This is a genomic window from Variovorax frigidus (assembly GCF_051216515.1).
Lineage (GTDB): Bacteria > Pseudomonadota > Gammaproteobacteria > Burkholderiales > Burkholderiaceae_C > Variovorax.
In genome coordinates this window covers 75,837-96,233 of the sequence record NZ_JBPJZF010000005.1, presented here as the reverse complement: position 1 = coordinate 96,233, position 20,397 = coordinate 75,837, and the positions used below count along the sequence as shown (strand labels likewise).

Annotated in this window: 19 protein-coding genes; 8 read left to right on the top strand and 11 right to left on the bottom strand. The window is 67.5% G+C overall.

Annotation, left to right across the window (positions count from 1 at the left end):
- Positions 1-9 precede the first annotated feature (9 nt).
- Together ACSFBC_RS15650 and ACSFBC_RS15645 are read right to left on the bottom strand one after the other, a co-directional pair.
- Positions 10-2,223, bottom strand: coding sequence for an ABC transporter permease (locus ACSFBC_RS15650; protein ID WP_435511266.1), 2,214 nt, complete (start codon positions 2,221-2,223; stop codon positions 10-12).
- 4 nt (positions 2,224-2,227) lie between these two features.
- Positions 2,228-3,244 carry an ABC transporter substrate-binding protein gene (locus ACSFBC_RS15645; RefSeq protein WP_435511265.1) on the bottom strand — a complete coding sequence of 339 codons (1,017 nt, stop codon included), beginning with the start codon at positions 3,242-3,244 and terminating at the stop codon, positions 2,228-2,230.
- A gap of 151 nt (positions 3,245-3,395) precedes the next feature.
- On the opposite strand from ACSFBC_RS15645, the gene zwf reads away from it, so the two are divergent.
- Positions 3,396-4,865: a glucose-6-phosphate dehydrogenase gene (gene zwf, locus ACSFBC_RS15640; RefSeq protein WP_435511264.1), complete on the top strand. Its 1,470-nt coding sequence runs from the start codon at positions 3,396-3,398 to the stop codon at positions 4,863-4,865.
- Positions 4,866-5,190: 325 nt separating this feature from the next.
- Here the strand turns inward: zwf and ACSFBC_RS15635 are convergent, their stop codons facing one another.
- The 7 genes from ACSFBC_RS15635 to ACSFBC_RS15605 form a co-directional block, all read right to left on the bottom strand.
- Positions 5,191-6,216, bottom strand: coding sequence for an ABC transporter ATP-binding protein (locus ACSFBC_RS15635; protein ID WP_435511263.1), 1,026 nt, complete (start codon positions 6,214-6,216; stop codon positions 5,191-5,193).
- Positions 6,213-7,220, bottom strand: a complete 1,008-nt coding sequence (locus ACSFBC_RS15630; protein WP_435511262.1) for an ABC transporter ATP-binding protein — start codon at positions 7,218-7,220, stop codon at positions 6,213-6,215. Before ACSFBC_RS15630 ends, ACSFBC_RS15635 begins: the two co-directional genes overlap by 4 nt.
- A complete protein-coding gene (locus tag ACSFBC_RS15625; protein WP_435511261.1) occupies positions 7,220-8,131 on the bottom strand; it encodes an ABC transporter permease in 912 nt (303 codons plus the stop codon). The genes ACSFBC_RS15630 and ACSFBC_RS15625 overlap by 1 nt, the downstream gene beginning before the upstream one ends.
- 150 nt (positions 8,132-8,281) lie before the next feature.
- Positions 8,282-9,865, bottom strand: coding sequence for an ABC transporter substrate-binding protein (locus tag ACSFBC_RS15620; protein WP_435511260.1), 1,584 nt, complete (start codon positions 9,863-9,865; stop codon positions 8,282-8,284).
- 32 nt (positions 9,866-9,897) lie between these two features.
- Positions 9,898-11,121 carry a M20 aminoacylase family protein gene (locus ACSFBC_RS15615; RefSeq protein WP_435511259.1) on the bottom strand — a complete coding sequence of 408 codons (1,224 nt, stop codon included), beginning with the start codon at positions 11,119-11,121 and terminating at the stop codon, positions 9,898-9,900.
- 1 nt (position 11,122) lies between these two features.
- Complete coding sequence (locus ACSFBC_RS15610) at positions 11,123-12,103, bottom strand: ABC transporter permease (RefSeq protein WP_219212892.1); 981 nt, start codon at positions 12,101-12,103, stop codon at positions 11,123-11,125.
- A gap of 220 nt (positions 12,104-12,323) precedes the next feature.
- Entirely contained in the window at positions 12,324-13,445 is a 1,122-nt protein-coding gene (locus ACSFBC_RS15605) for a porin (RefSeq protein WP_435511258.1), read from the bottom strand.
- Positions 13,446-13,726: 281 nt separating this feature from the next.
- Between ACSFBC_RS15605 and coq7 the strand changes: the two genes are divergently transcribed.
- Positions 13,727-14,356 carry a 2-polyprenyl-3-methyl-6-methoxy-1,4-benzoquinone monooxygenase gene (gene coq7, locus ACSFBC_RS15600; protein WP_435511257.1) on the top strand — a complete coding sequence of 210 codons (630 nt, stop codon included), beginning with the start codon at positions 13,727-13,729 and terminating at the stop codon, positions 14,354-14,356.
- Between the two features lie 15 nt (positions 14,357-14,371).
- On the opposite strand, the gene ACSFBC_RS15595 is transcribed toward coq7, so the two are convergent.
- Positions 14,372-14,821, bottom strand: coding sequence for an OsmC family protein (locus tag ACSFBC_RS15595; protein WP_219212898.1), 450 nt, complete (start codon positions 14,819-14,821; stop codon positions 14,372-14,374).
- 504 nt (positions 14,822-15,325) lie between these two features.
- Here ACSFBC_RS15595 and ilvA point away from each other — a divergent pair.
- Positions 15,326-16,879: a threonine ammonia-lyase, biosynthetic gene (gene ilvA, locus ACSFBC_RS15590; protein WP_435511256.1), complete on the top strand. Its 1,554-nt coding sequence runs from the start codon at positions 15,326-15,328 to the stop codon at positions 16,877-16,879.
- Positions 16,880-16,889: 10 nt separating this feature from the next.
- On the opposite strand, the gene ACSFBC_RS15585 is transcribed toward ilvA, so the two are convergent.
- Positions 16,890-17,387: a type II secretion system protein N gene (locus ACSFBC_RS15585; RefSeq protein ID WP_435511255.1), complete on the bottom strand. Its 498-nt coding sequence runs from the start codon at positions 17,385-17,387 to the stop codon at positions 16,890-16,892.
- A gap of 57 nt (positions 17,388-17,444) precedes the next feature.
- On the opposite strand from ACSFBC_RS15585, the gene gspG reads away from it, so the two are divergent.
- From gspG to gspK, 5 genes are read left to right on the top strand one after another with little or no spacing between them, the layout of a single operon-like run.
- On the top strand, positions 17,445-17,885 hold the full coding sequence (gene gspG, locus ACSFBC_RS15580; protein WP_435511254.1) for a type II secretion system major pseudopilin GspG: 441 nt from the start codon (positions 17,445-17,447) through the stop codon (positions 17,883-17,885).
- Positions 17,860-18,363 carry a prepilin-type N-terminal cleavage/methylation domain-containing protein gene (locus tag ACSFBC_RS15575; protein ID WP_435511253.1) on the top strand — a complete coding sequence of 168 codons (504 nt, stop codon included), beginning with the start codon at positions 17,860-17,862 and terminating at the stop codon, positions 18,361-18,363. The genes gspG and ACSFBC_RS15575 overlap by 26 nt, the downstream gene beginning before the upstream one ends.
- A complete protein-coding gene (gspI, locus tag ACSFBC_RS15570) occupies positions 18,360-18,737 on the top strand; it encodes a type II secretion system minor pseudopilin GspI (RefSeq protein WP_435511252.1) in 378 nt (125 codons plus the stop codon). The genes ACSFBC_RS15575 and gspI overlap by 4 nt, the downstream gene beginning before the upstream one ends.
- 1 nt (position 18,738) lies before the next feature.
- On the top strand, positions 18,739-19,380 hold the full coding sequence (locus ACSFBC_RS15565; protein WP_435511251.1) for a PulJ/GspJ family protein: 642 nt from the start codon (positions 18,739-18,741) through the stop codon (positions 19,378-19,380).
- Positions 19,377-20,393, top strand: coding sequence for a type II secretion system minor pseudopilin GspK (gene gspK, locus ACSFBC_RS15560; protein WP_435511250.1), 1,017 nt, complete (start codon positions 19,377-19,379; stop codon positions 20,391-20,393). Before ACSFBC_RS15565 ends, gspK begins: the two co-directional genes overlap by 4 nt.
- Positions 20,394-20,397: the final 4 nt, after the last annotated feature.

Genomic DNA, 20,397 nt, shown 5'->3' with positions numbered 1-20,397 from the left:
GTTCTTGCCTCAGTGTGCGGCGACCGCGCGGGTCGCCGCGCCGGCCTTGCGCCGCCCCAGCTTGCGTTCGCCGACCACGAACTGGATCAGCGCAATGGCCACCGACATCAGCACGATCAGCACGGTGCAATAGGCCAGCGCCACGCCGTAGTCGCCGTTGCCGACGCGGCCGATGATGTAGGTGGTGGCCAGTTCGTTCTCGGCCGTGACCAGGAAGATCACCGCGCTGACCGTGGTCATGGCGCGCACGAAGCTGTAGACCAGCGCGGCCACCAGCGCGGGCTTGAGCAGTGGCAGCACCACCTTGAACAGCGTCTGTGCGGTGGACGCGCGCAGCATCAGCGAGGCCTCGTCGAGCGAGCGGTCGAGCTGCTTGAAGGCCGCGGTGCCGGCGCGCACGCCCACCGGCAAGTTGCGGAACATGAAGCACAGCACGATGATCAGCCCGGTGCCCGTGAGCTCGAAGGGCGGCACGTTGAAAGCCAGGATGTAGCTCACGCCCAGCACCGTGCCGGGAATCGCGAAGGCCAGCAGCGCGGCGAACTCGAAGGCGCCCTGCCCCTTGAATTCGTTGCGTGCCAGCAGCCAGGCGATCAGCAGGCCCAGGCCCGCGGTGATCGGCGCCGAGATGCCTGCGAGCTTGAGCGTGGTGAGCAGCGAGTTCCACGCGGTGCCGGCCCACACCAGCCCGAACTGTCCCCACTCGAGCGCGAACGCGGTCTTGAAGTGGTTCAGCGTCGGCGTGTAGTCGCGGCCCCAGGTCTGGACGAAGCCGCCCGCGAAGGCGAACAGGTAGACCACCACGGTGAACACGATCCAGGGGAAGGCGATCGAATAGATGGTGCGGCGCACGCCGTCGGGCAGCGGCATCGCGATGCCCGCGTCGCCCTTGCCGCTGACGGTGGTGTAGTTCTGCTTGCCCAGCAGGCCGCGCTGCAATGCGAACACGCCGAGGGCGAACAGCATCAGCACCCAGGCCAGCGAAGCCGCGCGGCCCTGGTCGTACTGCGCGCCGACGATGGCGAAGAAGATGTCGGTCGACAGCACCGAGAACTGGCCGCCCACCACCACCGGGTTGCCGAAGTCGGCGATGCTCTCGATGAAGCCGACCAGGAAGGCGTTGGCCAGGCCCGGCTTGAGCAGCGGCAGCGTGACCGTGAGGAAGGTGCGGCGTCGGTCGGCGCGCAGCATCTGCGCGGCCTCCTCCAGGCTGGGCGCGATGCCCTGCACCACGCCGCGCATGATCATGAAGGCGATCGGCGTGAAGGCGAACAGCTGCGCCACCAGCACGCCCGGCATGCCGTAGAACCAGCGCGTGGGCTCGATGCCGAACCACGCTTCGAGCAGCTGGTTGACCACGCCCGCGCGGCCGAACAGCAGGATCAGGCCGAGCCCGACCACGAAGGGCGGCGTGATGATCGGCAGCAGCGCGAGCACGCGCAGCGGCCCCTGCCAGCGCTTGCCACCGCGCTCGGCCATGAGCGCCATCAGCGTGCCCAGGAAGGTGGTGCCGGCAGCGGTCAGCAGCGCCAGGAACAGCGTGTTCCACGCCACGCCGCAGCGCGTACCACCCGTGACGCAGCCCAGGCCCCAGATGCGCTCGGTGCCGACACGGGCCACCAGCGCCGCAATCGACCAGCCGCCGTCCTCGTCGATGAAGGCACCGGCCAGCGCCTTCGACACCGGGTAGGCGATGAACAGCGCCATGATCGTGCCGCAGCCGACCACCGCACCCGCGACGAACAGGTCGCCCTTGAAGAAGCCCAGCCGCGCCAGGCCGAAGGCCGCCAGCAATAGCAGGGCCGCGAGCGCGATGAAGCCGCCCGCGCCGATGCCGAACTGGTTGACCGCGAGCTCGCCGAAGCTGCTGTTGAAGGCCGCGACGCTCCAGCCGCGCGCACCGATCAGGAAGCCGCTCGCGGCCAGCCCGACGAAGCCGAGGCCGCCGCCGGCCAGCAGCCAGCGACCCTGGGCGCGGCCCGGCGGCTGCAGCGCGCCCACCGCGCAAAGCGCGAGGCCGACGAGCCCGACGAAGAGCCAGCGGCGTCCCTGCGTCGCGGCCTGCAGCAGGCCGTTGGCGCCCTCGGCACTGCCGAACACATGGGGCAGCGCCTCGTACCAGCTGGTGTCCTGGATTGCATACCAGGGCAGGAACAGATAGCCGACGAGGCCCGCGACAAGGCAGACCCAGACGGCCGTCCGGGGGTGGCGTGCGGCCGACACCGGATCAGCGCGGCAGCGAGTTGACGTCCTTCTCCCAGCGCGCGATCAGGCGGCGCCGCTCGGCGCTGGCGCCGTACTTCGCGTAGTCGTAGTTGATCAGCTTGATGGTCTTGAAGTCCGGCACGTTGGGGTCGACCGCGGTCGCCTTGTTCGACGGCAGCTGGTACTGCTTGGCCGCGGCGCCGAAGGTCTGGGCCTGCGGCGTGAGCGCCCATTCGTAGAACTTCTTGGCCTGCTCGAGGTTGCGTGCGCCCTTGATGAGGCTCATCGAACCGATCTCGGCGCCGGTGCCTTCGGCGGGCGTGACGGTCTCGACCGGGAAGCCCTGCATCTTTTCCTGCGGCGCGTCGTGCACGAAGCTGATCGACACCGCGGTCTCGCCGCGCGCCACCGCCTTGATCGGGCCGGTGCCCGAGCGCGTGTACTGGCCGACGTTCCTGTGCAGGCCCTTGAGGTATTCGAAGGCCTTGTCCTCGCCCATCAGCTGCACGAGCGTGGCGATCATCGTGTAGGCCGTGCCGCTGGACGCCGGGTTGGCCACCTGGATGTCGCCCTTGTATTCGGGCTTGAGCAGGTCGGCCCAGCTGCGGGGCACGGCCAGTTTTTTCTTCTTCAACAGCTCGGTGTTGTAGCCGAAGCCCAGCGGGCCCGAGTACACACCGACCGTCTTGTAGCCGGACTGCTGCGCCTGTTGCTGCGCCCACGGGTAGAGCTGCGGCAGGCTGGGCGACTTGTACTCGAGCGTCAGGCCCATCTCGGCCGCCTGCAGGTGCGGGTCGCCAGTGCCGCCGAACCAGACGTCGGTCTTGGGGTTGTCCTTCTCGGCGATCAGCTGGGCCAGCGCCTCGCCCGAGCCCTTGAGGGCCAGGTTGATCTTCACGCCGGTGGTGCGTGCATACACGGTCGCGATCATGTTGCACCAGTCGGCCTGCACCGAGCAGATGACGTTGACGGTGCCTTGTGCGGATGCACCGGTCGCCAGGCCCACCAGGGCCGCCGCGACCCAAAGCTTCTTATTCATGTTGGAGTTTCGCCTTTGACAATGGAACAAGCGGCCCGCGGGCCGCATCTCTCGAGCGTAGCCCGCGCGCCACGCTTGTCGAATCGGTACAAGTACCATTCGGCTGGCAAGCCTTGTATTCGGCACTTCACCAACTTCGGATTTTCTTTCCATGAGCTTCGACCTCGTTCTGTTCGGCGGCACTGGCGACCTCGCGTGGCGCAAGCTGATGCCGGCCCTGTTTCAGGCCTTCCGGCACGGCAGCCTGCCCGAAGGCGGCCGCATCATCGGCGTGGCGCGCGACGACCTGTCGGACGACCAGTACCGCGAGCTGATCCAGTCGCGCTTCGAGGCGGTCGAGGGCTCCAAGCGCCCCAATCCGGAAGAGTTCAAGAAGTTCGCGTCCCTGCTGTACTACCTGCGCATGGACCTGTCGAAGCCCGACGACTACGCCAAGCTGGCCGACACGCTCGAGCGCCGCAACGCCGACACGGTGGTGATGTATGTCGCCACCGCGCCCGCGCTGTTCACCCAGGTGGTCGAGCAGATCGCCGCGGCCGGGCTCAACACCGCGCGCACCCGCGTGGTGCTCGAGAAGCCGCTGGGCCACGACCTGGCGTCGAACCGCGCGATCAACGAGGCGGTGGGCAAGGTGCTCAGCGAGAAGCAGGTCTTCCGCATCGACCACTACCTCGGCAAGCCCTCGGTGCAGAACCTGTTCGCGCTGCGCTTCGGCAACGCGCTGTTCGAGCCCATCTGGCGGCGCGAGCACATCGCCAACATCCAGATCACCATCGCCGAGGACCTGGGCGTGGAGAAGCGCGGCGCCTTCTACGACCAGACCGGTGCGCTGCGCGACATGGTGCAGAACCACGCGCTGCAACTGGTCTGCGCGATCGCGATGGAGCCGCCGATCAACGCGCACGCCGATGCGCTGCGCGACGAAAAGCTCAAGGTGCTGCGCTCGCTCAAGCCCTGGACGCCCGAGACGCTGGGCCTGCATGCGATCCGCGGTCAGTACACGGCCGGCACCGCCTACGGCGAACGCGTGCCGGGCTACCTGCAGGAGGCCGGCATCGATCCGCAGAGCCGTACCGAGACCTTCGTCGCGCTGCGCGCCGAGATCGCCAACTGGCGCTGGGCCGGCGTGCCCTTCTACATCCGCACCGGCAAGCGCCTGGCTTCGCGAGACGCGCGCATCGAGATCAATTTCCGATCCACGCCACACGCGATCTTCCGTGCACCGGCCGGCGCGGTGAACAAGCTGGTGATCAACCTGCAACCCAAGGACGGCCTCGAGCTGCACCTGCTGTCGCAGGCCCAGGACAACCGCAAGCGCAGCAACAGCGGCGATGCGACGCAGCCGCTGGCGCCGGTGCAGCTCGACCTCGACTTCGACAAGCGCTTCGGCAGCGAACGCGTGGGCGCCTACGAACGCCTGCTGCTCGATGTGATCGACGGCCGCCTCAACCTGTTCGTGCGCAGCGACGAGCAGGAAGAAGCCTGGCGCTGGGTCGAACCGCTGATCGACAGCTGGGGCTCGGACGGCGGGCCGCGGCCTTACGCGGCCGGAACCTGGGGACCGAGCGCGTCGAGCGCGATGATCGCCAGGGACGGCTTCGCCTGGAGCGAAGAGCAGTAGCCCTCCCCCGAGGGCTTCGCGCACTTCGTGTCGCTTCGCCTACCCCCTTCCGGGGGCAACACCAGCGGCCCGGCAAAGCCGGTTCCGCGGTGGTACTTGGCTCCCCCCCGAGGGCTCGCGCACTGCGTGTCGCTTCGCCTTCCCCCTTCCGGGGGCAACACCAGCGGCCCGGCAGAGCCGGTTCCGCGGTGTTCCTGGCTCTCCCCCAGGCTTGCCCACTTCGTGTCGCTTCGCCTACCCCCTTCCGGGGGCAACACCAGCGGCCCGGCAAAGCCGGTTCCGCGGTGTTCCTGGAACGGAGCGCGCCTCGGCGCACAGGTTTGGCTTAGATCCGGCCCTCTTCCACCGCGTGGCAGGCCACCTTCACGCCGCGCAGCATCTGCAGCGGCGGCCGCTCGGCCTTGCAGCGTGCGTTGGCGTGCGGGCAGCGCGGATGGAAGGTGCAGCCGGTCGGTGGGTTCAGCGGGTTCGGCACTTCGCCCTGCACCGGCGTGCGCGAGCGGCCGGTGTGCTTCATCTGCGGGATCGCATCGAGCAGCATGCGCGTGTACGGATGCTGCGGGCTGTCGAACAGCTTGTGCTTGTCCGCCACCTCGACCAGCCGGCCCAGGTACATCACGCCGACCTGGTCGGCCACGTGGCGCACCACCGCGAGGTTGTGCGAGATGAAGAGGTAGGTCAGGCCCTGCTGGCGCTGCAGGTCCTTCATGATGTTGAGCACCTGCGCCTGCACGCTCACGTCGAGCGCCGAGGTGGGCTCGTCGCAGACCAGGAACTCGGGCTGCGTGGCCAGCGCGCGCGCGATCGAGATGCGCTGGCGCTGGCCGCCGGAGAACTGGTGCGGGTACTTGGGCATGTCCAGCGGGCTCAGGCCGACCGACTGCAGCAGCTCGCCGACACGCTGCTTGAGCGCCGGGCCGTCCTTCAGGATGCCATGTTCGCGCAGCGGCTCGCCGATGATGTCCTCGACGATCCAGCGCGGGTTCAGGCTCGCATACGGGTCCTGGAAGATCATCTGGATGCGGCGGCGCAGCGTGCGGCCGGCCGGCGTCTTGAAGGCGGCGTGCGCGTCCTGGTTGTCGAACTGCATGCCGCCGCGCGTGGGGCCGTAGAGCCCCACCATCAGCCGCGCGACCGTGCTCTTGCCGCAGCCCGACTCGCCCACCAGGGCCAGCGTCTTGCCGCGCTCGATCTCGAAGCTCACGCCGTCGACCGCATTGAGCAGCTGCCGCGGCTTGCGCTCGATCATGCGGTTGAGCCAGGGCGAGGAGACGTCGAAGGTCTTGGCCAGGTCGCGGACCTCGACCAGCGGCACGCCGGCCTGCGCGGCGTTCATGGTGATCGTGCTCATGCCGTCGCTCCCTGCCCGTGCAGCGCGGTATGCGGATCGTGCGCGTCGTGCAGCCAGCAGGCCGCGCGCGTGGCGCCGGCGTTGATCAGGTCGGGCCGCTCCTGCGTGCAGCGCTCGAACACCCGCGGGCAGCGCGGGTTGTAGGCGCAGCCGCGCGGAATGGCATTGAGTCGGGGCATGGCGCCGTCGATCTGGTTGAGGTGTTCGCGGTCGACTTCGATGTCGGGAATCGAGGCCATCAGGCCCATCGTGTAGGGATGCGCGGGCTGGTGGATCACCTCCTGCACCGGGCCGATCTCCGCGATCCGGCCGGCGTAGAGCACGGCCACCCGGTCGCAGGTCTCGGCGATCACGCCCATGTCGTGCGTGATCAGCATCACGGCCGCGCCGCGTTCCTTGCAGATGCGCTTGAGCAACTGGATGATCTGCGCCTGGATCGACACGTCGAGCGCGGTGGTCGGTTCGTCGGCCACGATCAGCTTGGGCTCGGCCGCGAGCGCGAGCGCGATCACCACGCGCTGGCGCATGCCGCCGGAGAACTGGTGCGGGAAATGGTCGATGCGCTGCTCGGCCGCGGGAATGCCCGTGTCCTGCAGCAGCGCGATGGCGCGTCGCCGCGCTTCGGCGCCGTTCACCGGCAGGTGCGCCTGGATGGTCTCGACCAGTTGGCGGCCCACGGTGTAGAGCGGGTTGAGCGAGGTCAGCGGGTCCTGGAAGATCGCGCCGATCTTGCGGCCGCGGATGTGGCGCATCTTGTCGTGCGAGAGCTGGTCGATGCGTTCGCCTTCGAGGCGGATCTCGCCGCCGGCCACGCGGCCCGGCGGCTCGAGCAGGCCGATGATGGCCGCGCCGGTGAGCGACTTGCCGGCGCCGGACTCACCGACCACGCCGAGAATTTCGCCGGGGGCGATGTCGAAGGAGATGTTGTCCAGCGCGCGCAGCGTGCCGCGGCGGCCGGGGAATTCCACGACCAGGTTGCGGACTTCGAGCAAAGGTGCGGTCATCAGCGGAGCCTCGGGTTGAGCGCGTCGCGCAGCCAGTCGCCCAGCAGGTTCACGCTGAGTGCGATCAGCACCAGCATGAGGCCGGGGAACACGATCATCCACCACTCGCCGGAGAACAGGTACTGGTTGCCGCTGTTGATCAGCGAGCCCAGCGAGGGCGAGGTCGGCGGCACGCCGACGCCGAGGAAGGACAGCGTCGCCTCGGTGATGATGGCGGTCGCGACCTGGATGGTGGCCAGCACCATCACCGGGCCGGTCACGTTGGGCAGCACGTGGCGCACCATGATGCGCAGCGGCGCCACGCCGATCACGCGCGCGGCCTGCACGTATTCCTTGTTGCGTTCGACCATGGTCGAGCCGCGCACGGTGCGCGCGTAGTCGACCCACTTGGTCAGCGAGATCGAGAAGATCAGCACGCCGAAGGCCACCGTGGTGTCGGCCTGCGGAAACAGGGCCCGACCGACGCCGGAGATCAGCAGCGCGACCAGGATCGGCGGGAAGGACAGCATCACGTCGCACAGGCGCATCAGCGCCGCGTCGACCCAGCCGCCGCGGAAGCCCGCGACCAGTCCGAGCATGGTGCCGACCGCGACCGAGAGCACCACCGACACCACGCCGACGATCAGCGAGATGCGTGCGCCGTAGATCACGGCCGAGAGGATGTCGCGGCCCTGGTCGTCGGTGCCCAGGAAGTACTTGCGGCTGCCCTCCGGATACCAGGCCGGCGGCAGGCGCGCGTCCATGAGTTCGAGCTTGGCCAGATCGAAGGGGTTGTGCGGCGACACCCAACCGGCGAACACCGCGCAGAAGATGCAGACGAACGCGATCAGCGCCGCCACCATGGCGACGGGTGAGGTCCGGAAGCTGTAGCCGACGTCGCTGTCGTACCAGCGCGCGAGAATATTTGTCATCGTGAGAATTAAGAGGGTCGCCCCGCTTGCCCGATGGCAAGCGAAGCGAAGCCCGTTCGTGAAACGCCGCGGAACCGGCTCCGCCGGTCCGCAGGCGTTGCCCCCTGGAGGGGGAGTCCGGCTACACGCAGTGAGCCGAGCCGGGGGTGGTCACTTGATGCTCATCCACTTGAAGGGCATGTAGTTGTCGGCCATCTGCGTCAGCGCGACTTTCTTGCTCACGCCCCAGGCCAGCGTCTGCTGGTGCAGCGGCAGGTGCCCGATATCGGCGGTGTGCAGATCGAAGGCTTCCTTGATCATCGCGTCGCGCTTTGGCTTGTCGGTCTCGGACTGGATCTTCTTGGTCAGCTCGTCGACCTTCGGATTGCAGTACGCACCCAGGTTGAACTGACCGGCGCCGGTCTTGTCGTCAGGACAGGCCATCAGCGCGGTCAGCGCGTTGTGCGAGTCGTAGGTGGTCGGCGTCCAGCCCAGCATGTAGAAGCTGGTGTCGCGGCGCAGCACCTTCGGGAAGTAGGTGCCCTTGGTCTCGGCGGCCAGGTTGATCTTCACGCCGATCTTCGCCAGATTGGCGGCCACCGCCTGGCAGATCTGCCCGTCGTTGACGTAGCGGTCGTTCGGGCAGTTCATCGTGACCTCGAAGCCGTTCGGGTAGCCGGCCTCGGTCAGCAGCTTCTTGGCACCGTCGACGTCCAGCGGCAGGCGCTTGTCCTGGGCTTCGTTCCAGCCGTTGATGCCGGGGCCGACCATCAGCGCGGTCGGGCGCGAGGCGCCGCGCATCACGGTGCGCTGGATGCCGGCGATGTCGATGGCCTGGTAGAAGGCCTGGCGCACGCGCTTGTCCTTGAACGGATTCTTGCCCTTCACGTTGGAGTACTGCAGCTCGTCGCGCTTCTGGTCCATGCCCAGGAAGATGGTGCGCAGCTCGGGGCCGGCGATGACGCGGGCGTTGGGGCTGCCGTTGATGCGGGCGATGTCCTGCACCGGCACGGGCTCCATCACGTCGATCTCGCCCGAGACCAGGGCCGCGACGCGCGTGGCCGGGTTGGCGATGGGCGTGAAGATGACTTCCTGCGCATTGCCTTCGATCTTGCCCCAGTAGGTGGCGTTGCGAACGAACACCGTGCGCACGTTGGGCTGACGCTCGCGCACGCGGTACGGGCCGGTGCCGTTGGCCTTGAACGAGGCAGTGTTCTCGATGCCCTTGCGGCGGTCGACCGGCGTCGTGGCCTTGTTCTCCTCGCACCACTTCTTGCTCAGGATCATCAGCTGCGTGATGACCTCCGGCAGGATCGGGAACGGACCGCGGGTCTCGATCTCGATCACGTGGTCGTTGATCTTGCGCACTTCCTTGATGTCGGTGGTGTTGGACTTCAGGTCCGAACCTTCGCCGGCGGCGCGCGCAAAACTGAAGACCACGTCGTCGGCGGTGAAGGGTGTGCCGTCGTGGAATTGCACGTTCTTGCGCAGCTCGAAGCGCCAGACGGTGTCCGAGGCCTGCTTCCAGCTGGTGGCCAGCAGCGGCGCCACGCTCATGTCCTTGTTGCGGCCGACCAGGGTTTCATACACGTTGGCCGTGGTGCTGAGCTGCAGCGATTCGTTGAGCGAATGCGGATCGAGCGACAGCGCATCGCCCTGGTTCGCCACGCGGATCGTCTGCGCGTTGGCGGTCGTACCGACGGCGCACAGCGCAGACAGGACGGCGGTGGCAAGCACGGTGGATTTGAGATTCATGGAAAGACTCCTGACTGCGTTGAAAAAATGGTTCAGGCTTGCGCGAGTGGCATGCCGTGTTCGACCAGACCCGCATGCAGGGCGGCGCCCAGCGGAAGGATCTCGTCGTTGAAGTCGTAGCGGCTGTTGTGCAGCGAGGTGCTGCCCGCGCCGCTGCTGCCGCCCTGCCCGATGCGCAGATACGCGCCGGGCTTGACCTGCAGCATGAAGGAGAAGTCCTCTGCGCCCATGCTGGGCTCCATGTCGCGCTCGACATGCTCGGCCCCCACGAGACGCTCGGCGACGTCGGCGGCAAAGGCCGCTTCGCGCGGCGTGTTGAGGGTGGCCGGATAGATCCGTTCGTAGTTCACGCTCGCGCTGGCACCGAAACCGAGCGCGACGCCGCTGCAGAGTTCACGCAGGCGGCGCTCGATCATGTCCTGCACGTCGGGGCTGAAGGTGCGCACCGTGCCGACCAGCGTGGCCTTGCCTGGGATCACGCTCATCGCGCCCAGATCGCCGGCCTGCATCGCGCACACGCTGACCACGGCGCTGTCGATCGGCCGCGCGTTGCGCGACACCAGGCTCTGCACCGCCGTGATGATGTGCGCCGAGACCAGCACCGGATCGACGGTCAGGTAGGCATGGGCACCATGGCCGCCGCGGCCGGTGACATCGATCGTGATGCGGTCGGCGGCAGCCATCATCGCGCCCATGTTGAGGCCGATCGTGCCCGGCTTCATCGACGGCCAGTTGTGCATGGCGTAGACCGACTGAACCGGGAAGCGGTCGAAGAGTCCGTCTTCGATCATCACGCGCGCGCCTGCGAAGCCTTCCTCGCCGGGCTGGAAGATCAGCACCGCGGTACCGTCGAAGTTGCGCGTCTGGGCCAGGTAGCGGGCCGCGCCGACCAGCATGGTCGTGTGGCCGTCGTGGCCGCAGCCGTGCATCAGCCCGTGCTTGGCCGACTTCCAGGTGAAGTCGTTGTGCTCGGTCATGGGCAGCGCGTCCATGTCGGCGCGCAGGCCGATCATCGCGCCGCGGGTGTCGGTGCGGCCGCGGATCACCGCCACGAAGCCGGTCTTGCCGATGCCCTCGTGGATCTCGTCGACGCCGCTGGCGCGCAGCGCTTCCTTCACGCGCGCGGCGGTGTAGACCTCCTCGAAGCCGAGTTCGGGGTGCGCGTGCAGTTCGCGGCGCAGCGCCGTCAGCTCGGGATGGAATTCGGCGATGTGCGCAAAGGCGCGGCCCGACGGCCGCAGTCGTGCCGACTGCATCTCAGTGGCCTCCGGCCTTGCCCACGCGCAGGCGTGGATCGACCGCGAAGTACAGCAGGTCAACGACCAGGTTGATGACCACGAAGATTAGCGCGATCAGGCACAGGTAGGCCGACATCACCGGGATGTCGGCGAAGGTGACGGCCTGGATGAACAGCAGCCCCATGCCCGGCCACTGGAAGACGCTCTCGGTGATGATGGCGAAGGCGATCAGGCCCCCGAGCTGCAGCCCGGTGATGGTCATCACCGGCACCAACGTGTTCTTCAACGCATGGCCGAAGTGGATGGCGCGGTTGCTCAGGCCCCGTGCGCGCGCGAACTTGATGTAGTCGGTGCGCAGCACCTCCAGCATCTCGGCGCGCACCAGCCGCATGATCAGCGTGAGCTGGAAGATGGCCAGCGTGATCGACGGCAGGATCACATGCATCCAGCCGTCGACCGTGAAGAGGCCGCTGCTCCACCAGCCGAGCTGCACCGTCTCGCCGCGCCCGAAACTGGGGAACCAGCCGAGGTGCACCGCGAACACGAGGATCAGCAGGATGCCGATCAGGAAGGTCGGCAACGACACGCCCACCAGCGACAGCGTCATGAACACCTGGCTCATGAAGGAGCCGCGACGCAGCGCGGTGTAGACGCCCATCGGGATGCCGATGGCCAGCGCCATCACGCCCGCGACCAGTGCGAGCTCGAGTGTGGCCGGAAAGCGCTCACCGATCAGCCGCGAGACCTTGGCCCCCTGGCGCAGGCTCAGGCCGAACTCGCCCTGCACCGCATTCGACAGGAAGTGCCAGAACTGAACGAAGAAGGGTTGGTCCAGACCCAGATCCGAGCGCAGTTGCTGGATCTGTTCAGGCTTCGCATCCTGCCCCAAAAGGAACACGACGGGATCGCCTACGTACTGGAACAACAAGAAGGAGATGAACGCCACCGCGACCATCACGATCGCAGCCTGAAACAGGCGACGCAGAACAAAAGCAAGCATTCAGGAGATGGCAGTCAAAAGGATGAATGCTACAGAGCAAGCACCGTGCCCGACCCCGGGTCAAGCGATGTTGACAAGCGCATGCAGATGCGGTGTGCGTGCACCGATTTGGGATGCCACGATCCCGTGCTGCGCACGATCCGACAATGAAAAAGCCGCCCGACTTGCGCCGGGCGGCTTTGAGTTCTTTCAACCAAGCTGGCCAGAGGCCAGCGAGGGATTAGAACGAGTGACGGATACCGAAGTCGTAGCCGTTCGAGCTCTTGTTCGCCGAACCAGCGATGCCGGTCACAGCGTTGCCGCCCGGGTAGGTCGTGAAGGCTGCGCCGTTCTTGTTGGACACGTGAGCAACCGTAGCGTACAGAGCCGTGCGCTTCGACAGGTTGTGCACGTAGCCCAGTGCGAACTTCTGAGCCTTCGGATCAGCCGACACGCCGTCGACGTCGAGCTTGACGATCGAGTACGAAGCGCGGATCAGGCCAGCACCGACCGGAGCGGTAGCGCCGATCAGGAAGCCGTTGGCATTGGCATCGGTGTCAGCCAGACCGGTTTGCTGGATGTCGTTCTGGACGCGCGACGCTTCAGCGAAGAGCTTGACGACGCCGAAGTCGTACGAAGCGCCGAGGTTCAGCGTGTTCACGTCAACCGACGTGGTAGCCGAGTTGAAGGTCTTGCTCTGAGCGTAAGCCAGAGCGACGTCCAGCGGGCCGTTGGCGTAGCCGATGCGACCGCCGGTGTAACGGCCAGCCTTGCTGTTGAAGCCCACGTCGTTGTGGACTTGTTCGTCCAGGCCGAGTTGCACTTGACCGTAGAAACCACCCAGGTTCGGCGGCAGGAAGTAGCCGATGGTGTTGCTGGCGCGGACGTAGTTGGCGTCGGTCAGCGAACCTGCGGGCACGCCACCGATCAGGCCACCAGCGTTGTGGATGGTCGAGATCAGGTTGGTGCCGGAACCGTTGGTGCCGAACGGATCGAACACGGTGTCGTTCCAGAAGGTCGGCGTGTAGTCACGGCCGAGACGGATTTCACCGAAACCACCCGACAGGCTCACGGTCGAACGACGCGTGAAGTTGAAGGCGCGCACTTGGCTGCCGTCGTCGTTCGACAGCGGAGCTTCGAGCCAGAAACCAGCAGCCAGGCCGCCACCGAGGTCTTCGGTGCCGCGGAAGCCCAGACGGCTGGAGTTGTAGCCGCCGTTGCCCAGCACGGTTTGGCTTTGGCCATCCTTGACCGAGTAGTGGCTGACCGAAGCGTCGACGATACCGAACAGGGTGACCGAAGACTGGGCCGAGGCAACACCGGCAGCAGCCAGAACAGCCAGAGCAACTAGGGATTTTTTCATTGCGAGTTTCTCCAAGGTTAAACATAGGGCTCCGGTGCAGAGAGAACGCTGTGCTGAACACTTTGCGCTCCCACCGGACCCCGGGCCAACCTCCTTTTGGGAAGTTGTTGCTATTGCACCAGACCCTCCGCGGCAGGGCAAAAGAATTCACCCGAAATGTCGACTGAGCCGCGCCTTTCGTTGCAAGGATGCAACAAAGCAGCTCCAGCCTTCGAAACCTCGCCATGTGAAAAGCGGTCGATGCCTCGCGGCACGCGCCCTCGGCGCGTCAGAATGGCCGGATGCTTCGCTCCATCGACCCCTTCCTCGTGGCCGCCGACTCGGCCTTGCGTACCCTTTTCGCCAAACCGCATGCCGCCCGCGCCACGCCCACGCCCGACACCCCGCCCACGGAATTGACGCCGGCGCAGCGCAAGGACGCCGGTGCACTGATGCGCGTGAACCATGTGGGCGAGGTGTGCGCCCAGGCGCTCTATACGGCGCAGGCGGCATCGACACGTGATCCGGTCCTGCGCGCGCACTTCATGGAGGCCGCACAGGAAGAAACCGATCATCTGGCCTGGACCCGCGAGCGTCTGGACGCGCTGGGTGCCCGGCCCTCGTGGCTGAACCCGCTCTGGTATGCCGGCGCCTTCGGGCTGGGCCTGCTGGCCGGGCGTGCGGGCGACCCGTTGAGCCTCGGCTTCGTGGCTGAAACCGAGCGGCAGGTCGAGGCGCACCTCGACAGCCACCTGGGCCGCTTGCCCGCAGGCGACACCGCATCACGGGCCGTGGTGACGCAGATGAAGCTGGACGAGGCGCGCCACGCCGCCCAGGCCTGGGACGCCGGTGCCACCGACCTGCCGGCGCCGGCGAAGCTGCTGATGCGGGCCGCCTCCCGGGTCATGACCACGGTGGCGCACCGGATCTGACGCTACGGCCTTCGCTCAGCGCTCGATCAGATCGAAACTGGTCGTGATCTCGGCCATCTTGCCCAGCATGATGCTGGCGGAGCAGTAGGTGTCGTGGCTCAGGGCGATGGCACGCTCCACGGCGGCCGCCGGAATGCCCTTGCCGGTCACGGTGAAGTGCATGTGGATCTTGGTGAACACCTTGGGATCGGTTTCGGCCCGCTCGCTGGTCAGCTTGACGCTGCAGCCCTCCACCGCATGGCGGCCGCGCTTGAGGATCAGCACCACGTCGTACGCCGTGCAGCCGCCGGTGCCGGCGAGCACCGTTTCCATGGGGCGTGGCGCGAGGTTCTGCCCGCCGTTCTGCGGCTTGGCCGCATCGGGGGCACCGTCCATCGTGAGGACGTGACCGCTGCCGGTTTCCGCCACGAAGCCCATGGCCGATCGCGTGCCCGCGTTGCCGGTCCAGCTGACTGTGCATTCCATGTCTCAAAACTCCGAAAAAGTAGGGGCTACCGTCTAAAAATCACGGTGGCGGTCCGATTTGTGTGGGAAAAGCATCACTGCTTGTTGCAATGCAGCAAACAACCGATATACTTTATTTCATCGCACACGACCTTGTGTGCACCGGTTGTCTCCTCCACCCTCTCAATTGGTGGATTTAGCCCCGAGTCGCAAGACTCGGGGCTTTTTTCTTGAGGCTGCCCCCACCCCGATGCGCTTTCAGCGCTTCCCCCTCAAGGGGCAGCAGGCCCACCCCCGAAGCGCTTTCAGCGCCTCCCCCTCAAGGGGGCGACACCGGCGGCCTGGCAAAGCCAGTTCCGCGGTAGCACTTGGCTCCCCCCCGAAGGCTCGCGCACTGCGTGTCGCTTCGCCTTCCCCCTCAAGGGGGCGACACCAGCGGCCTGGCAAAGCCAGTTCCGCGGTGTCCCTGGGATGGCCTGACCGGTTTTGGAGGGCAGCGCAGGGGAAAACTATCATCGGTACTCCATGCCACAGACCACACCCCCGCTGACGCCCGCCGATTACCTCAAGAAGATCCTGACCGCTCGCGTCTACGACGTCGCGGTGGAATCGGCCCTCGAGCCCGCCCGCGCCTTGAGCGCACGCATCGGCAACACCGTCCTCCTGAAGCGCGAAGACCAGCAGCCGGTGTTCAGCTTCAAGCTGCGCGGGGCCTACAACAAGATGGCCAAGCTCAGCCCCGCGCAACTCGCCAGCGGCGTGATCTGCGCCTCGGCCGGCAACCATGCGCAAGGCGTGGCGTTGAGCGCCCGCACCCTCGGCACACGCGCCGTCGTCGTGATGCCGGTCACCACGCCCCAGCTCAAGATCGATGCGGTGCGCGCGCTCGGCGGCGAGGTCGCGCTGTTCGGCGACAGCTACTCCGATGCCTACGGCCACGCGCTGGAGCTGCAGGCCGCACAGGGCCTGACCTTCGTCCACCCCTTCGACGATCCGGACGTGATCGCCGGGCAAGGCACCATCGCGATGGAGATCCTGCGCCAGCACCAGGGCCCGCTCGATGCGGTGTTCGTCGCCATCGGCGGCGGCGGCCTGATCTCGGGCGTGGCCAACTACATCAAGGCCGTGCGCCCCGAGATCAAGGTGATCGGCGTGCAGATGAACGACTCCGACGCGATGATGCAGTCGGTCGCGGCGGATGAACGCGTGACGCTGTCCGATGTCGGCCTGTTCTCGGACGGCACCGCCGTCAAGCTGGTGGGCGAGGAGACCTTCCGCATCGCGCGCGACCTGGTCGACGAATTCATCACCGTCGACACCGACGCCGTCTGCGCCGGCATCAAGGACGTGTTCATCGACACCCGCAGCATCGTCGAGCCGGCCGGCGCGCTGGCCGTGGCCGCGATCAAGGAATATGTCGAGCGTCACGGCAAGCGCGGCGAGACCTACGCGGCGATCCTGTGCGGCGCGAACATGAACTTCGATCGGCTGCGCTTCGTGGCCGAACGCGCCGAGGTCGGCGAGGAGCGCGAGGCGCTGTTCGCCGTGACCATCCCCGAGGCGCGCGGCAGCTTCCGCCGCTTCTGCGAACTGGTCAGCGCGCTGCCGGGCGCATCACGCAACGTGACCGAATTCAACTACCGCATCAGCGACACCCAGGAAGCGCATGTGTTCGTCGGTTTGACGACCACCGTGCGCGGCGAGTCCACGACCATCGCGGGCACGTTCGAGGCCCACGGCTTCGCCGCCATCGACCTGACGCACGACGAACTGGCCAAGGAGCACATCCGCCACATGGTGGGCGGCCGCACCGGCCTGGCCCACGACGAACGGCTGCTGCGCTTCGTGTTCCCGGAGCGGCCGGGTGCCTTGTTGAAATTCCTCAGCATGATGCGGCCCAACTGGAACATCAGCCTGTTCCACTACCGCAACCAGGGCGCCGACTACGGTCGCATCCTGGTGGGTCTGCAGGTGCCCACCACCGACCACGCGGCCTTCGACGACTTCCTGAAGACGCTGGGCTACCCCTTCGTGGAAGAGACCGCCAATCCGGTCTACCGGCTGTTTCTGCAGGCCTGAGCGAATCGTCTCAGCTGTTACCCGCGGTCACGGGCGTGAGCGGCGCCGGGAGCGCCAGGGGACGCACCGGCAGCTGCAGCGTGATCGCCGTGGCCGAGCCGACGCTGCCGCCCAGAGCAGCGCTGCGCACGCCCACCGATTGCAGCACATAGCCGTCGACCAACTGGCTGCCCACGCGGTAGGGCCGCGCAGGCTTGCCGTCGACGGCGATCAGCGCGGCGCCCTGCCGGGCACTGTCGGCCACCACGCCCAGCAAGGCGAAACGGCTGGCCGCCTGCGGCGTCGCGGCGACAACCGCCGTCTTGTCCGAAGGCGCGCCGAACAGCTGCGCCACCGCAGCGGTATCGATCGTCGCGACCGGCACCCCAGACACCGGGGGCGGAGCCAGCCCGTCGGCGGGCGCCGCCAGCCGCAGCCCCCAGAACACCACACTGGCCGCGGCCAGTCCCCACACCCCGAGCGTCGTGGTGGCGGCCGGCCAGCGAGGAGATGCGTAGAGAGGCGACATGGGCGGATTATCATTCAGCGGCGCACTCCCTTCATGTCAACGACCGATACTTTTCCCATGCCCTCCTACCGCAGCCCTTCCGCACGCGCCCTGCAGCGCGGCTTCACGCTGATCGAACTGATGGTGGTGCTGGTCATCATCGGCGTGCTCGCCGCGCTGATCGTGCCCAACGTGATCGGCCGTGCCGACGACGCGCGCGCCACCGCCGCCAAGACCGACGTCAACAACATCATGCAGGCGCTCAAGCTGTACCGCTTGGACAACCAGCGCTATCCGACGGCCGAGCAAGGCCTGCAGGCCCTGGTGACGCGCCCCACCGCCGGCCCCGCCGCCCCGAACTGGAAGCCCTACGTCGAGAAGCTGCCCAACGACCCCTGGGGCCGCCCCTACCAGTACCTGAACCCTGGCATCAAGGGTGAGATTGACGTGCTCTCGCTGGGCGCCGACGGTCAGCCCGGCGGGGAGGGCAACAATGCCGACGTCGGCAGCTGGCAGTAAGCACACCTCGCCGCGCAACGCCCGAGCGCCTGCACGCCACCTCGGCTTCACGCTGCTCGAATTGCTGGTGGTGATCGCCATCATCGCCATGGCCACCGCCGGCGTCGGCCTGGCCTTGCGCGACTCCGGGCAAGCCTCGCTCGAGCGCGAAGCCGACCGGCTCTCGGCGCTGCTTGAATCCGCTCGGGCCCAATCGCGGGCCAGCGGTGCCGTGGTGCGCTGGCGGCCCACACCGCAGGGCCCCGGCGCTTTCGCTTTCGACGGTTTGCCGCCGGACGCACTCCCCACCACCTGGATGGCCGAAGGCATCAGCGCGCAACCGGTCGCGGCCGACGGTCAGCCGGTCTCGGGCCTCCAGCTGGGGCCCGAGCCCATCATCGCCGCGCAACAGGTGCTGCTCACCAGCAGCGCCCCGCCGGGGCGCAGCCTGCGCATCGCCACCGACGGACTGCGGCCCTTCGCAGTGATCTCGCCATGACGCGCCGAACCGTCGCAACAGCCGCGGCCGGCTTCACGCTGATCGAGGTGCTGGTCGCGCTGGCCATCGTCGCCATCGCGCTGGCGGCCGGCACGCAGGCCGTGTCGGCGCTGACCCGGAATGCCCAGCGGCAGAGCGATGTGATGCTGGCCCAGCTCTGCGCCGAAAACGAACTGGTCAAGGCACGCCTGTCGCGACAGATGCCGGCCGTCGGCACCGCCACGCTGGTGTGCAGCCAGGCCGGCATCGATTTCGCGGTCACGGTCTCTGCCACGCAGACGCTCAATCCCAACTTCCGCCGCGTCGACGTGCAGGTCCGCGACGGGTCCGACGCCTCCGTGCTGCAGGTCTCGACCGTGATCAGCCGTTACTGACATGCGTACCCGAAGAACCGCCGGCGGGTTCACGCTGATCGAGCTGCTGGTCGCGATCGCGGCCATGGCGCTGCTCGCGCTGATGAGCTGGCGCGGCATCGACGGCATGACGCGCGCCCAGGCGCAGACCCAGGCACGCGGCGACGCGGTGCTGACGCTGCAGACCACGCTGTCGCAATGGTCGACGGACCTCGATGCCACGGTGACCCTGACGCAGTTGCGGCCGATCGACTGGAACGGCAGCGTGCTGCGCCTCACGCGCCGCAGCGCGGACAACACCCTGCCCGCGCTCTACGTGGTGGCCTGGGCGCTGCACACCGATGCGGCCGGCGCGCCACAGTGGCAGCGCTGGCAATCCCCGGCCATCGTCACCCGTGCCGAATGGCAGCAGGCCTGGGAACGCGCCGGCGCCTGGGGCCAGGACGGTGCCGTGTCCGGCGGCAGTGCGCTGCCGCTGATCCCGCTGGCCAGCTGGCAGCTCGCCTATTTCCAGGGCGGCATCTGGACGGAGGCGGTCAGCACCGAGACCACCACGATCCCCGAGGGCATCCGCCTGGTGCTGCAGTTGCCGCCCGGCGCCTCCCTGACCGGCACGCTGACCCGCGACTGGGTCCGCCCGACCGCGGCAACGCCCAAGACATGAGCACGCGCCGCACCTTCACCGCGGGCCGGCAGGCCGGCGCCGCCCTGCTGGCCGCGATGCTGACGGTCACGCTGGTGGCCACCTTCGCCGCCGCGGCGTTGTGGCAGCAATGGCGCGCCACCGAGGTCGAGGCGGCCGAACGCGCGCGGGTCCAGGCTTCGTGGGTGCTGATCGGCGCCCTCGACTGGTCGCGCCTGATCCTGCGCGAGGACGGTCGCAGCGCCGTCAGCGACAACCTGGGCGAGCCCTGGGCGCTGCCGCTCGAGGAAGCGCGCCTGTCGAGCTTCCTCGCGGGCGACAAGAACGTCTCGAGCGACGCGCTGGAAGGTCTGCCCGATGCCTTCCTGTCGGGCCGCATCGTGGATGCGCAGTCCAAACTCAACGTGATGAACCTGGTCGATGCCGGCAAGCCGGTGCCCGCGGCCGTCGCGGCCTTCACCAAGCTGTTCGGACTGCTGAGCCTGCCGCCGCAGGAGGTCGCCACCCTGACCACGGCGTTGCAACGCGCCAACCCGCCACCGGTCGTCCCCGCCCCGAACGGCGGCACGCCGGTCACTACAGCCACGGACGATTCCGACAAGCCCCTGATTCCGCAGCAGGTGTCGCAGCTGGTCTGGCTCGGCGTGTCGCCCGCCACGGTGGCGGTGATCGAGCCGTACGTCACGGTGCTGCCGGAACGCACCCCGCTCAACATCAACACGGCCAGCGCCGAGGCCTTGTATGCCAGCATTCCGGAGCTCGACCTCGCCGGCGCCCAGCGTCTGGTGACCCGCCGCGCAAGCGACGCATTTCGTGGCCTGCCCGATGCCAAGCCCTTCATGGGCTCGGCGCAGTTCCCCGATGGGCAGCATGCAGCGCGCACCAACTTCTTCGAGGTGCACGGTCGGCTGCGGCTCGATCGCCACTGGGTGGACGAGCATTCCCTGGTGAAGCGCAACGGCATGGAACTCACCATCCTCTGGCGCGAACGTGGCGCCGGGGCGATGTTGCCAACGGACAAGGTGACACGTTAAACGT